This window comes from Clostridium sp. DJ247 (assembly GCF_014231265.1).
In genome coordinates, this window is the sequence record NZ_JABAIW010000082.1 from 1 (window position 1) to 14,803 (window position 14,803).

The window sequence follows — 14,803 nt, forward strand, 5'->3', positions numbered from 1 at the left end:
ATCAGTCTAAAGTTCGTGTTTTAAGCAGAGAGCCAAAATCTGTGATTTTGTGCGAATCGCTTACTCATCTGACCTAAGGAAGATGAGTTTCATATAAAATCTAAGAAGCTTTGATGAACTCGTACCTCAAACATATCAAAGCTCCTAAGATTTTCTAAAAACACTTCACTAAGACTGACAAAAAAGTTTTTAAAAGTGCCTTCAGTTTTGGCAGCATATTCCTACGTATAAGTTAAATTTAAGCTTCAAGTGGAGTTTGTCTATGACCACTGGGTAAATTACTGGTTATTACCAGCGAATATTGCCCGATAAGTGTTCATTTGGGCATTTAAACTCCATTTGAGGCTTAGAAGTCGTTGTTCTAGTATAGAAAGAGGAGTTTAATGTAAAGATGGGAGTATTAGAGTAAGTAGCCATTAAATAAACTACTAAAAGTTTGAATAATTTGTAAAAATAACAATATTAATATGCTTATAGTAGAATGTTTACAAAAAATGTAAAATATGTTAATATTTAAGTGTTATTAATTTTAGTTTGTATCAATTTTATAAAAGTGTAATAACACAAACTTTTAGGAGGGATCTTATGTTAATGATTAAAGCTATAATAAGACCAAACAAAGTTGGTGAAGTTCTTTCTGACCTTGCTGATGCAGGATTTCCAGCGGTTACAAAATACGATGTGGTAGGTAGAGGTAAACAAAAGGGGGTTAAAGTAGGGTCAGTACATTATGATGAGATACCTAAGGAAATGCTTATGTTAGTGATAGAAGATGAGGATAAAGATGACGTTATAAAAATAATAATGAAAAGTGCAAAGACAGGAGAAGTTGGAGCTTTTGGAGATGGAAAAATATTTATATCAGGCGTAGATGAAGTATATACAATAAGTACAGGCTCAAAAGTATTATAATTAAAGGTTGGGGGGAGTTAACTTGAAAGAAGTAACTGCGGTTATTAGAATGAACATGGTTAGTAAAACAAAAGAAGCTCTCTTAAAACAAGGATTTCCCTGTTTCACCTGTAGGAAAGTACTTGGTCGTGGAAAAAAGAAAGTAAGTTTCACGATTTTTGATGAAGAAAGAGCAATGAAAGAAATAACAAATAAGAGCATGGCTGAAGAAATTGCTGAAGCACATAGACTTGTTTCAAAAAGAATGTTTACTATCATAGTTAACGACGAAGATGTGCAAGAAGTAATTAATGCAATTATTGAAGTAAATAGAACAGGAAATCCTGGAGATGGTAAAATTTTTGTAAGGGATATTCTTGATGCTATAAGAATAAGAACCGGAGAAACGGGAGCTAAAGCATTATAGTGTAACGGTTGCTGCTGACAAATATAATTATATAAAATATAACTAAATGTGAAATATTAATTTTTGTAACTGCAGAATTTTCTGCAGTTACAAAAATATAGTTAACACCTGTTATCCATTACTCTTCATATAATAGCTTTCGCATTTCTAATTCTTCTCTAGTCAAATACTGAGGATATTTCTTTTTTATATTAAAACTTGAAGGTTTTAAGTCGAATAATTTTAATAGATATTCTAATTTATCGTAAGTACTTATAGTATTATCATAAGAGTTGATTGCTAAATCAATAAAATTTGAAAATTTTTTAACTTTAGTAATCTCATTATTTCTTGAACACAATCCTAATCTTTTTTCAAATTCAATCACAGAACTGTCATTTCCAGAAGATTTAATTAGAGTCAGTTCCTCATATTTTTTGCGTGAAAGCTTACCTATTTCGTATAGTCTTTTTATCATTGCTTTATATGGGAATAAAAACAAGTCCATTAATTTTACAATACCTTCAAGTGTTATACTATCTAATTGTTCCATTCCCATGTTTTTAAGTTCAATTTCTAAAATATCATCTCTCACAAGAAACTCAGCCGCAAATCTATTACTAATTGCTTCAATTGTATTAATATCTAAGGCTTTGTTGTCTGAATAATTCAATAGTATTTGTCCATTAAGGTCTTCCTTGTGGTTTTTCGATATAAGCATGATATGTGCAAATTCATATGCTGCAGCAAAAACTTGCTTTTCATAAGTCATAGACGTATTAATAAATATAATATTGTCATTAAATTTACTTTTATTTATTTTCATATAGAAAGCACGGATATCGTCTTTGATAGGATAATATAGTACTTTACTAACAGTTTCAAGTATTCTAAAGATATCATCTTTTATAATAGGATTAACAATATTTTTTTCTTTACTTATACTTTTAACTTTTTCTTTAATAATTTTTATCTCTTTTTGCTGTAAAATACTTTTTGGATAATAGCAATTCATGTAAGTTCTCCTCCATAGTTACATATTCTTCAATAATAGATTTTAAAAGCTTAAAATTATCTTCATTATTAAAGGCTCCTAAAAATTGAATTTGTGAATCTTCTTGCCAATAAACTTCTTCGTTAGTATTTAAGAGTTTATCCGTAGTCACGCCTAAAATTTTAGCAATTTTAGCAATTTCATAAGCATTTATTGCTTTTTTGCCTTTTATAATTTTTTGAAATACTTGTCTAGAAATTCCAATTTTATCAGCTAACATTGATTGAGTCCAATTTCTATTCTCTAATTCTATTAAGATGTTATTACCTACCATTTCAAAAAAATCCATTATTATCACCTCATTATTACTTATTATTCATATGTATATACAATATGTTTATTTTAAATGTGATTATATATAAATAATTGATAAATGTAAATATAATATTTACAAAATGATGTGTTGAAATTTATAAAACAAAAAATATATAATAAATTCTTAATAAGAACAATAAAATATTAGATAATTGTCAATTGTAACTAAATATTTTAGTAAATTATCAAAAATATTATTGCAAAATGTTATTTTGTGAATTACAATATACTCAATATACAAAATACTATAATTTAATATAAGATGGAAAAAATAATGCAAAAAATGTATAAATTTAAAATTATAAATTCCAAATTGTATTTATTTAAATGTAAATAAACTAAATTGTTGGGAACTATTTTATATGAGGAGTGATTTTATGAAAAAGAACATTATTAAAATTAGTACACTTATTTGTATTTTCACAGTTGCTATTTCATTTGCTGGGTGTACAAGTTCTAGTACAACTGCAGAAGTTAAAAATTCTAAACCGACTACCCGTGTAGTTACAGATATGTCTGGAAGAAAAGTTACTATTCCTGCTAAAGTGGAAAAAGTAATTTCAATAAGTAATAATACAACTGTTGACGTATATACCTTAGCACCAGATAAGCTGCTAGGTTGGAGTTTTACTCCTAAAGCTGATGCCAAGAAATACATAAATGAAAAATACTTTAATCTTCCTGTACTTGGAACAAGTGCAGAAAAAAGCAGTAACTATGAAAATATACTTAAGTTAAAACCAGATTTAATTATTGCTTCAAATGAAGATGAGATTTATTCTGCTGATGATATTCAGAAGCAGCTTAAAATACCAGTAGTAATGGTAGATACAGCTCTTGATGCAACTGACAAGGTATATACCTTCTTAGGAGAATGTTTGGGTGAAAATAAAAGAGCAAAGGAACTTGCTGATTACTCTAGAAAAGTTCTCGATAGCACAAAAGCTGTGGTTAAAACAATCCCTGCGGATAAGCAACTAAAAGTATATTATGCAGAAGGAGCATCATGGCTTCAAACAGACATTTTAGGAAATGTACATACTGAAGTACTAGATGCTTCTGGAGGTAAAAACGTAGCTGATATAGCTGAAACAAAGACAGGATCTATGGCAAATGTATCCATGGAGCAGGTAATGTCTTGGAATCCAGATGTGATTTTGGTAGGTGCTACTGGCATGAGAGGAGATTTTTATTCAAAGGTATATAGTGATGCTAAATGGGCAAATGTTAAAGCTGTAAAGGATAAAAAGATATATATGACACCTTCATTACCATTTAATTGGTTTGATAGACCACCATCTGCTGGTAGAGTGCTTGGTGTTCAATGGCTAGCAAATTTATTGTACCCGGAGTACGTAAAATTAGATATGAATAAGGAAATAAAAAATTTCTATCATACTTTTTACAATTATGAGCTTACTGATCAGGAGGTACAGGACTTATTGAAGAATGCCATTGGAAAATAAGGAGTGATTTTCATGAAAAATATAAATGAAATACAATTAAAACCAGGTATATTAACATATACTGATGTTTCTAAGGCTAAAGAAAAGGTAAAGAAAAACTATGTAATGATTGTTCTGTTTTTGCTACCTATAATTGCTTTTATCATATCTCTTACTTTAGGAAGATATGGTATTCCGTTATCTGATCTAATGACTATCTTTACCGGTAAACTTTTTAATCTTCCAGTTACTTTGCCTGAAACTGTGGAGACAGTCTTATTTCAGGTTCGTATTCCTAGAATAATTGCAGCGATGCTTGTTGGAGCTGCTTTGGCTACAGCAGGAGCTACATATCAGGGATTGTTTAAGAATCCCATGATTTCTCCAGATATTTTAGGTGCCTCTGCTGGTGCAGGGTTTGGAGCTGCTGTTGGTATTCTGATGTCTTTTGGTGTTGTAGGTATACAGTTTTCTGCATTTTTAGTGGGCCTTGGAGCTGTAATTCTTACATATACAATCGCTACTATTATAGCTAGAGGAAATAATGCTATTTTAGTTTTAGTTCTTACAGGCATGGTAGTATCAACTCTATTTTCGTCATTCATCTCTATTACTAAATATGTAGCTGATCCTGATAGTAAATTACCAGCAATTACGTTTTGGCTTATGGGAGGTCTTTCATCTGTTGGAACACGAGATATAATGATACTGCTTATGCCGTTAGCTTTGGGGATTATTCCAATAATGCTTTTAAGATGGAAACTCAATGTTCTCTCTTTTGGTGAAGAAGAAGCTCAAGCTATGGGAATAGATACTCGTAAAATCCGAATAATAGTTATCATTTGTTCAACTTTACTTACAGCATCAGCTGTATCAATTAGTGGAATGATAGGTTGGGTGGGCTTGATTATTCCTCATATTGCAAGACTTATAGTAGGACCTAACTATAAAGTATTATTACCGGCCTCTATGCTTATTGGAAGTACTTTTCTACTTTTAGTAGATGATGTAGCTCGTAGTGCCTTTGTTATGGAAATACCTCTAGGGATTCTTACAGCTATTATAGGTGCACCTATATTTATCTATTTGCTGCTTAAAGGAAGGAGGGGATGGATATGAAGTTAGAAATTAAAAATGCTGTTTGTGGTTATGGGTCGAAAATTATAGTTAAAGATATATCAGTAAAGGTGGAATCAGGAGAAATATTATGTTTGCTTGGACCTAATGGTGTAGGAAAAACCACATTTTTTAAAACTATTTTAGGGTTTTTGAAGCTGAAGGGTGGAGAGATTATTTTGGATGGAGAGAATGTCCAAAACTGGTCCAAAAAGAAATTAGCTCAAGCTATCGGATATGTACCCCAAGCTCATACACCACCATTTCCTTTCTCTGTGCTGGATGTTGTCACTATGGGGCGTACAGCTCATTTAGGATCTTTTGCATCACCATCTAAGAATGATGTAGCTATTGCGGAAGAAGCTTTAGAAACTTTGGGAGTATCCTTTTTAAAGAATAAGATTTATACAGAAATTAGTGGTGGTGAAAGACAAATGGTTCTTATAGCTAGGGCGCTAACTCAACAACCACGTATTCTCGTTATGGATGAGCCGACTTCTAATTTAGATTTTGGTAATCAAATTAGAGTGTTAGAACAGATTAATAAGTTAGTAAAAAATGGTTTGGGAGTTATTATGACCACTCATTTTCCAGATCATACTTTCCTTTGTTCTAGCAAAGTGGCATTGCTTCAGAGAAACAATAAGTTTACTGTGGGCGATGTGGACGAGGTAGTTACTGAAGAGAATTTGAAGTCTGCTTACGGCATTGATGTGAGGATTACTAGTACTGTTAACAGGCAGGGTGAACCTATAAGAGCATGTATACCACTGCTTGATTAGATTTTATAAAACATTAATTAGTTAGATATAAGGTAGATACACATTTAGTGTAAAACAAATAAAAAAATATGAAGAGAGGGCAAGAGAAAATGACGAAAAAATCTATTAGTATTATTTTAAGCTTAGTACTTGTATCCGTAAGTATAACTGCTTGTGGGAATAAAGGAAATAGTCAATCAGCTTCTTCTGATGTTAGTGCAACTGCGGAAAAAAGTAAAAATACCAATAAGATTATTACAGATTCTGCTGGCAAACAGGTAAAAATACCAGAAAAAATAAATAATATTGCTGAACTATGGGGTGCTCATATTGAGGTTTTACATACACTGGGAGCTGGTGATAAAATTGTAACTACTACATTTACCCCTCAATCACGACCATGGCTATTTAAGGTGATTCCAACTTTGGACAAGGCAGTTTATAGTGTTATAGCTAATCTAAATGTAGAACAAGTATTGAGTAAAAAGCCAGATATAGTATTTATTCCTACTGGAGATAAAAATGTTAAGCAACTTACACAAATGGGGTTGCCAGTAGTTGAACTTAGTTTTACAGATTTTGAATCTATGAAAAAATGTTTTACATTGACAGGAGAAATACTTGGAGGAGATGCTGTTAAAAAAGCACAAAATTACAATTCATATCTTGACAGTAAATTGAATATGATTAAAAGCATTACATCAAAAATACAAGATGATCAAAAACCTAAAGTACTACATCTTTCCAATTCAGCTCCTTTTGCAGCAGATGGAGACAAAACAATAATCAATGATTGGATTGAAGTAGCTGGTGGTAAAAATGCAGCAAGTGAAGTTACGGGTAATAGAAAAGAGGTTTCAGTAGAACAGATACTTAAATGGAATCCTGATATCATTATTGTCAGTGAAAACATTAAATCTATAGATAAAATTACTGGAGATACGAGATTGGCAAATGTTTCAGCTGTTAAAAATGATAAAGTATTTTTAAATCCTGACGGAGCATTTTTATGGAATCGCTATGGTACAGAGGAAGCACTTCAGGTTCAATGGGCTGCAAAAACTATACAACCGGATAAATTTCAAACTTTGGATATTGCCAAGGAGACAAAGAGTTTCTACAAAACATTTCTTAACTACGATCTTACCGATAATGATGTACAGAAAATCTTAAATGCTCAAGCGCCATAATAAATAGTGTTCTATATAAAAAACAAATATAGAGAGGTGGTTACATATGATTACAAAGAACATGACTATAGGAAAAATTATTAATAATTATCCCGAGAAAATTGAAGTTTTATTGGATTTTGGATTAGAGTGTACTGGGTGTCTTTCGGCGAAATTTGAAACTTTAGAGAAAGCCTCTATGGTTCATGGTTTTGATCTTGACGAATTAATTTATGAATTAAATTTACCTAGGTAGTTCCAATAAAAGTATCTAAATGAACTTATAGGAGGAGATAACCTTGAGAAAGTTTGAGATTATTCTAGTTATGGTAATTATGGCTGTTTTTCTAGTGATATATTTTTATCTATATAAATCAATTTCTAAAAATGCTGTCATAACTGTTTTGCTCCTAGGAATGCTAAGTTTATTGTCCTTTAGTGTTAGTGAAAGTGATTTAGAAAACTATACTAATAAATATTCTTATTTACAGTAAATCCTCGTTTTAAAAAATAATATCAGTAGAAAATATAAAGAAAAACACAAGCAACACTCAATGCTGCTTGTGTTTTTCTTTATATAGGACTTAATTAAGCTTTCATAAACTAGTACCTCAAACATATCAAAGCTCCTGAGATTTTCTAAAAACACTTCGCTAAGACTGATGAAAATATTTTCAAAAGTGCCTTTAGTTTTGGCGTCATATTCTTAAACTAATGTTAAAATTTAAGATATTGGCATTTAGAATGGCGTAATGTTGATAAATTCCCAATATTATGTTGAAAAACACTTGACTTTTGATAAAATAAAAAATATAATAATACAAAACAGTACAAAATAAAACGAAATGGAAAAAATAATTCCGAGTAGTATTATAACGTTTAGTTTTAAGGAGGAGTTTGAAAATGCGTCAAGTAGCTATTTATGGAAAGGGTGGAATAGGAAAATCCACAACAACACAAAATCTTACTGCAGGCTTAGGAACTATGGGTAAGAAAATAATGGTAGTAGGATGCGACCCTAAAGCAGACTCAACAAGATTATTATTAGGTGGACTAGCTCAAAAATCAGTATTAGATACATTAAGAGAAGAAGGTGAAGATGTAGATTTAGATTCTATATTAAAACCAGGTTTCAGTGGAATTAAATGTGTTGAATCAGGCGGACCAGAACCAGGAGTTGGATGTGCAGGTAGAGGTATAATAACTTCAATAAACATGCTTGAACAATTAGGTGCTTATGAAGCTGATTTAGATTATGTATTCTACGATGTATTAGGAGACGTTGTTTGTGGTGGTTTCGCAATGCCAATCAGAGAAGGAAAAGCTCAGGAAATATATATAGTAGCAAGTGGAGAAATGATGGCATTATATGCAGCAAATAATATATCAAAAGGTATCCAAAAATATGCACACAGTGGCGGAGTTAGATTAGGTGGTATCATCTGTAACAGTAGAAAGGTTGCTAACGAATATGAATTACTTGATAACTTCGCAAAAGAATTAGGAAGTCAATTAATACACTTCGTACCAAGAAGCCCAATGGTTACAAAAGCAGAAATCAACAAGAAAACAGTTATAGATTTCGATCCAACATGTGAACAAGCTGATGAATACAGAACATTAGCTAAAAATATAGATGACAACGAAATGTTCGTTATACCAAAACCAATGACACAAGATAGATTAGAAGAACTATTAATGGAATTTGGTCTTATGGATCTATAATATATTATTTATATATTGTTGTAGTTTAAAGAAATGAAATAGTCTTTATATTATAAACTTAAGTAGAAGAAAATGATATATTCCTCATGTTGCAAGCTTGAGAAATATATCACTACAAAATAATAATTAGATTGATTTAAACAATTACAAGTATAACATATTAAAAGACAAAGGTCAATTTATCTAAAATGGGGGGCATAAAATTAATTTGCCCCGCTTTTATATTTTAGCTATAAGCTAAAAATAATAATATTATGAAGAAGTTAAAATTTATTGGGAAATACTTGTGTAAAATAGATTAATGACAAGAGTTGTTTTTTATAAACTAAAAAGGGGGAAACTGTGTGGCAACAATAAATGAAAAAGATATAGTAAGAACGACAGAAATTAAGAGTAATACTGATAAGAATTGCACTCACCCATGTTATGGAGATAACGCACATCAATTTGCAAGAATGCATATACCAGTAGCGCCTAAATGTAATATAAGCTGCAATTATTGTAGTAGAAAATATGACTGTGCCAATGAGAGCAGACCGGGGGTTACTAGTGAAGTTTTAACTTCAGAGCAAGCAGTATATAAATTTAAAGAGGTAAAAAGTAAAATAAGCAATTTGACGGTTTTGGGTATAGCTGGTCCAGGAGATGCTTTAGCTAATTTTGATGAAACTAAAAAATCTATTCAGCTAATTAAAGAAGAAGATCCAAATATTACATTTTGTTTATCAACAAATGGTTTAATGCTTCCTTTCTATGCAAATGAAATAGTAGAATTAGGAATATCTCATGTTACTGTAACAATTAACTGTGTGGCCCCTAAAATAGGAGCTAAAATATATAGAGAAGTAAACTATCTTGGAACTAAGTTAACTGGAGAAGAAGGTGCACAAGTGCTTATGAATAACCAGTTATCTGGTCTTAGATATTTAGCTTCAAAAGGTCTTGTCTGTAAAGTAAACATCGTTATGATAAAAGGTATTAACGATGACCATATAGTAGAAGTAGTTAAAAAGGTAAAAGAATGTGGAGCATTTATGACTAACATTATGCAGTTAATTCCTGTGAAAGAAAGTGCTTTTGCCCATATGCCTTTAGTCAGCAATAAAGAATTAAATGATAAGAGAAAAGAATGTGAACAATACATGAAACAAATGTATCATTGTAAACAATGTAGAGCAGATGCTATAGGAACTTTAGAACAGGATCGTTCAATTGATTTTAGAGAATTTAAGTGTAGTAATAATTGTGGGTAGATAGATAATAGTAAGCAAATGTAAAGAAGTGTTTAAAATAGAATAAACCATAGTAAAGCCGAAGAAAGATAATATTTATGTATATCATAATGTAAAATAATATTATGATACAAAACTATACAAAACATTAATAATTTATCAAAAAATACATTAAAAAACTTGACATTTATTAAAAAAAGAAATATAATAATACAAAACAGTATAAAAACAGATTAAATGGAAATAAATATTCCAAATGCTATTTAAATGTTTAAATTTTATAAAATCTTCTGATAAGATAAGTTGCTGTTTCTAAAAAATGTAGAATAGTATAATTTACTGTAACTCAACATTGCTTAAAGATACCTATATAAAAACTTAAAAGGTAAAGCAGTGAGTTGTTAAAATGGCGTAATAGAGGATTAATATAAAACCTCTTTACTTACCTCTACCTACAACATTGTACTTGGTAATACCTAGAAAATCAGCATAATGTATGATTGATAAAAACTACCCTGGTTTTTTAAAATCTAATAATTGCTTTTACCATTAACATGCTTTTATTCGAAGTTAAGTCATTAGTATTATGGAGTAGGTAGAGGAAAATAAAAAATTTTGAAGTTATATTTTAGCAATTAGTATAAATTTGTATTAGCAGAAATTTTTATAAGAAATATTAAAGTTTTAAAGAAGAAAGATAAAAAGAAACTAAAAGAACTAATTTTCAGTATGAAATTAATATAGGTTTTAGGAAGGTGTTGTATATGTCTATTATACTTGAAGGCAATAAAAAAATCATTATAGATAGGACTTTACCTGAGATTGTAAGAAAGCTTAAAAATATTGATAAAGGCTCTGCAATAATTTTTTTAGAGTTATTAAAAGAATTAGGTATAGACTTGATAGAAGTTGATAAGTTAACTGTAGACACGTTAGAAACACTTCCAAAACTGTTAGATTATATATTTAGAGTAAAAGATTTTAAGGATATAGAATTTATAAGTAAGTATAATTTTAAGTTTGTAGTTATAAATTATAAGGATGCATTAAGCTTTAGTCTTAATCATATAGAGGGACTAAATGAAATTAATATGATGTTAGATATAGATATAAAACAATTAGATAACTTCATGGAAAGTGATTATAATAAATTGTTTAGTTTATATAATATAAGCTACTTAAAAATAAGTGGAGTTGATAAATATAACTTATCAACTTGGAAAGAACTAATATATAATATTAAAAATCGCTTTAAAGTTAAAATAGATTTTTGTGCAGATAACAAATACTATATGGCTACTGCAATAAGCTTAGAGGCTTGTATGGATGGAGCAGATAGTATCACAGCAGTTTTTAATGGAGAAAACTATGGATTTACACCACTAGAAGAAATTATTATGGCACTTAAAGTAATAAAAAATAGTGAGATATGCGGAGATTTAAAATTAATGAGTAAACTTTCTAGTGTCTATAAAAACTTAACTAAAGAGAATATATGCTCTATGAAAGCAATATTGGGAGAAGATATTTTTAAATATGAATCAGGTATCCATGTTGATGGTATAGAAAAAAATCCAACCACATATGAGCCATTTGATCCTAACGATATTGGTCAAAAGAGAAAAATGCTTATAGGGAAACATTCAGGTTCTAAAGCTATAATTATTAAATTAAAAGAACTTAATGTAAGTTGTAAAAACATAGATATAGATATTTTCTTAAAAAAAATAAGAGAAACTAGTATTCAGTTGAAAAGAAACATTGAAGATCATGAATTAATTGAAATGTATAACAGTTTAAATAAATGTTCTTGAAAACGCAGGTGATAAAAATGAGTGTTAAGATAGTAGATACAACCCTAAGAGATGGTGAACAAAAAGCTGGTATATCGTTAAGTTTAAATGATAAAGTAGAAATTGCTAAATTGATTAGTGATATGGGGATTTTTCAAATAGAAGCAGGTATAGCAGCTATGGGTGGAATAGTTTCTAACTTAGGAGTTAAAAGAATAAGATATGCAGATACAGTAGGTATATTACATCCAAGAAATATATTTGAACAAGTAAAAAAGATAAAGAAATTAGTTACCTGTGGAAATAGAAATTCATGTACATAATGATTTAGGAATGGCTGTAGCAAATTCTACAGCAGCTGTGTCAGCGGGGGCTGAATATGTAGATTGTACTATAGGGGGAATTGGAGAGAGAGCTGGTAACTGTGACTATTCTCAATTCATAAAAGTTTCTAGAGAATGTTTAAATATAAGTAATGATGCTAATATAAATAGAATAATAGAAATACAGAAAGAAATTATAGAAATCCTTGGTTTTAAAAAAGTATGTGGGTTATAAATAAAATGAATTTAACATTATTGATTACTACAAGAATTAAATATAAGTAATATTTACAATAAATTTTTAGAGGCAATCACCTAGTGTAAAGGGCGATTTTAAAGCCTCTTTTTATTTTGGGGAAACTTATATGTTATTATGTGCTTTTCATATCTGTCAATACTGAAGTAGGTAAAATTGTAGGAGTAACAACAATAAATTAAGTTTCTCCTACAATTTTACCTGTTTCAGTGATATCATATCCACCTATACCAAAGAGTTCCATTTTAAATTCTTCAGAATTTAGAATTTCCATAATAGCTTGAATTGGTGGTTGATCAAGATCTTCTTTTTTAATAACTAAGTCATATTTTTCATTTTGTATAGGAATAAAGTCTACGCCTTTAACTTGCAAACATGCTTTTTCATTTCCTATACCTAAGTCTGCTCCACCACGAGCAATTATACTAGCTGCTGCTAAGTGAGAAAGACATTCTCTTGAATAGCCTTTAATATTTTTACCAAAAACATTCAACTTACGTAAATGTTCATCTAATAGAATTCTAGTTCCGCTGCCTTTTTCACGATTTATAATAGTAATGTCTGATCGCTTGAAGTCTTCCCAGTCCTTAATACCTTTTGGATTTCCTTTTGCTACATAGAAACCTTGCATTCGAGAGACAAGACGTATAATGATAGCTGGAATTCCAGGAAGCATTCTTTCTACAAAAGGAACATTATATTCTTCTGTTTTACTATCCCAAATATGGGCTGTTGCTATTTGTACTTTTCCACGATAAAGTGCATATAATCCATTATAGCTACCTTCATAAGAACGTAAAGCGCGAACTCCTTTTGGGTGAGAATCTAAATAACGGCATAATATCTCTAAAATAGAGTCCTGTCCGGATATAATAAAACTGCTGCTGTTTTCTTCAAAAGATTCCTCATAAGAAGGTGTAGATTTTAATTGTATAGAAGTAGCTATATTAGTAGATTTTATATTTTTGGTCTTATTTTTATAAGCTTCAACGTCTTGTAAATCCACACGTACTTTTTTTCCAACTCTATAAGAATTTATTTCATTTCGTTTAATTAACTCATATACAGTACTTTTTGAAATTTTTAGTATATCAGCTACCTCTTGAGGTGTAAGAGCTGTATTTTCATCCATAGCATATTCCTTTCCACATAATATATCTAGTATATATTTCAATTTTTAATATAACAATATTATATCATATGAAAAAGCCTTTGCAATGCCAAAACTATAGTGTTTGTATCAGGTTATATATTTAGAAACTTTAATATTTAGACTATTTGTATAATTTATAACTTTTATTAAGCTAAAATATAAATTACTAAATGATTAATATTATATGATATGGAACTTTTAAAGTTAATTTATCATAATGTCAATTTGCCGCTTTTTCACATGACTTGAATTTAGAATACTAATATTTATTATTAAGCTGGCAAACTAGATAAAGTTTAGTTTTACGATTAACTATATATAAAACTGGAACTTTTAAATTTAACTTATTCTATATAGCATATTACTTTCTAATAAACTATCTAAAGGTGGCACAATCTAGTAAATGCTGTTCTGTATGAATTAAATTTAAAAGTCCCGTACCTATAAAGATTTAATATAGAAAATAGATTTTATATTTTAAAAAATAAAAAAATATTAATAAATTTATTTTATTTTAATAATTTAAAAAAATTTTTAAAGTTAATATTTGTAAAAATAAACGTTATCATTATTAATAATGTAGTTTTTTTATAATAATAAGAATGCTTTCGTAGTTGACTAAAAAGCTGTAATATTCAGAATGAAAATGTATTCACGTTATAATAATAAAATATCATGTGACTAATTATTAAAGTGTTAAAATAATCTCTTTTATTTTACGATAGTGTTAAAAAAACTATTGCTTTAGTTTTTAAACTGTGATATATTCTATTCAAGGTTATAAAAACAAAACAAATTGTTGGAGAGGTAAGTTAAATATCTTTTCAACACAAATTAAGGGAGGAATATAAAAATGAGACAGGTAGCTATTTATGGAAAAGGTGGAATAGGAAAATCTACAACAACACAAAATCTTACAGCAGGACTAGGAACTATGGGTAAGAAAATAATGGTAGTTGGATGTGACCCTAAAGCAGATTCAACAAGATTATTATTAGGTGGACTAGCTCAAAAATCAGTATTAGATACATTAAGAGAAGAAGGCGAAGATGTAGATTTAGATTCTATATTAAAACCAGGTTTCAGTGGAATCAAATGTGTTGAATCAGGCGGACCAGAACCAGGAGTTGGATGTGCAGGTAGAGGTATAATAACTTCAATAAA

At 29.5% G+C, this 14,803-nt stretch carries 14 protein-coding genes and 2 pseudogenes; 13 read left to right on the forward strand and 3 right to left on the reverse strand.

What is annotated here, in order from left to right; all coding sequences use genetic code 11:
• The first annotated feature begins 585 nt into the window (after positions 1-585).
• Positions 586-912: a P-II family nitrogen regulator gene (locus HGI79_RS20865; protein ID WP_185652597.1), complete on the forward strand. Its 327-nt coding sequence runs from the start codon at positions 586-588 to the stop codon at positions 910-912.
• A gap of 22 nt (positions 913-934) precedes the next feature.
• The gene (locus HGI79_RS20870; RefSeq protein ID WP_185652598.1) at positions 935-1,318 is read left to right on the forward strand and encodes a P-II family nitrogen regulator; all 384 of its coding nucleotides are present in this window, start codon (positions 935-937) and stop codon (positions 1,316-1,318) included.
• 118 nt (positions 1,319-1,436) lie between these two features.
• On the opposite strand, the gene HGI79_RS20875 is transcribed toward HGI79_RS20870, so the two are convergent.
• Positions 1,437-2,312 (reverse strand): ImmA/IrrE family metallo-endopeptidase, encoded by an 876-nt coding sequence (locus HGI79_RS20875; RefSeq protein WP_185652599.1) that lies wholly within the window; start codon positions 2,310-2,312, stop codon positions 1,437-1,439.
• A complete protein-coding gene (locus HGI79_RS20880) occupies positions 2,257-2,640 on the reverse strand; it encodes a helix-turn-helix domain-containing protein (RefSeq protein ID WP_185652600.1) in 384 nt (127 codons plus the stop codon). The genes HGI79_RS20875 and HGI79_RS20880 overlap by 56 nt, the downstream gene beginning before the upstream one ends.
• A 403-nt stretch (positions 2,641-3,043) precedes the next feature.
• Here HGI79_RS20880 and HGI79_RS20885 point away from each other — a divergent pair, with 403 nt between their 5' ends.
• The 10 genes and pseudogenes from HGI79_RS20885 (at position 3,044) to HGI79_RS23410 (ending at position 12,465) form a co-directional block, all read left to right on the forward strand.
• A complete protein-coding gene (locus tag HGI79_RS20885) occupies positions 3,044-4,132 on the forward strand; it encodes an ABC transporter substrate-binding protein (protein ID WP_185652601.1) in 1,089 nt (362 codons plus the stop codon).
• 12 nt (positions 4,133-4,144) lie between these two features.
• A complete protein-coding gene (locus HGI79_RS20890; protein WP_185652602.1) occupies positions 4,145-5,230 on the forward strand; it encodes an iron ABC transporter permease in 1,086 nt (361 codons plus the stop codon).
• Positions 5,227-6,009, forward strand: a complete 783-nt coding sequence (locus HGI79_RS20895) for an ABC transporter ATP-binding protein (RefSeq protein WP_185652603.1) — start codon at positions 5,227-5,229, stop codon at positions 6,007-6,009. Before HGI79_RS20890 ends, HGI79_RS20895 begins: the two co-directional genes overlap by 4 nt.
• A gap of 89 nt (positions 6,010-6,098) precedes the next feature.
• On the forward strand, positions 6,099-7,178 hold the full coding sequence (locus HGI79_RS20900; protein WP_185652604.1) for an ABC transporter substrate-binding protein: 1,080 nt from the start codon (positions 6,099-6,101) through the stop codon (positions 7,176-7,178).
• Between the two features lie 46 nt (positions 7,179-7,224).
• Complete coding sequence (locus tag HGI79_RS20905) at positions 7,225-7,413, forward strand: DUF1858 domain-containing protein (RefSeq protein WP_185652605.1); 189 nt, start codon at positions 7,225-7,227, stop codon at positions 7,411-7,413.
• A gap of 43 nt (positions 7,414-7,456) precedes the next feature.
• On the forward strand, positions 7,457-7,651 hold the full coding sequence (locus tag HGI79_RS20910) for a hypothetical protein (RefSeq protein ID WP_185652613.1): 195 nt from the start codon (positions 7,457-7,459) through the stop codon (positions 7,649-7,651).
• Between the two features lie 409 nt (positions 7,652-8,060).
• A complete protein-coding gene (gene nifH, locus HGI79_RS20915; protein ID WP_185652606.1) occupies positions 8,061-8,882 on the forward strand; it encodes a nitrogenase iron protein in 822 nt (273 codons plus the stop codon).
• Between the two features lie 395 nt (positions 8,883-9,277).
• A pseudogene (gene nifB / locus HGI79_RS20920) lies at positions 9,278-10,129 on the forward strand (nitrogenase cofactor biosynthesis protein NifB); the annotation flags it as partial.
• Positions 10,130-10,878: 749 nt separating this feature from the next.
• Positions 10,879-11,928, forward strand: coding sequence for a homocitrate synthase (locus HGI79_RS20925; RefSeq protein ID WP_185652608.1), 1,050 nt, complete (start codon positions 10,879-10,881; stop codon positions 11,926-11,928).
• A gap of 17 nt (positions 11,929-11,945) precedes the next feature.
• Positions 11,946-12,465 (forward strand): annotated as a pseudogene (locus HGI79_RS23410) (hypothetical protein).
• 199 nt (positions 12,466-12,664) lie between these two features.
• On the opposite strand, the gene HGI79_RS20940 reads toward HGI79_RS23410, so the two are convergent.
• Entirely contained in the window at positions 12,665-13,618 is a 954-nt protein-coding gene (locus tag HGI79_RS20940; protein ID WP_185652612.1) for a helix-turn-helix transcriptional regulator, read from the reverse strand.
• Positions 13,619-14,492: 874 nt separating this feature from the next.
• On the opposite strand from HGI79_RS20940, the gene HGI79_RS20945 reads away from it, so the two are divergent.
• On the forward strand, positions 14,493-14,803 hold a 311-nt coding region (locus tag HGI79_RS20945), incomplete at its 3' end, for an AAA family ATPase (RefSeq protein WP_185652610.1).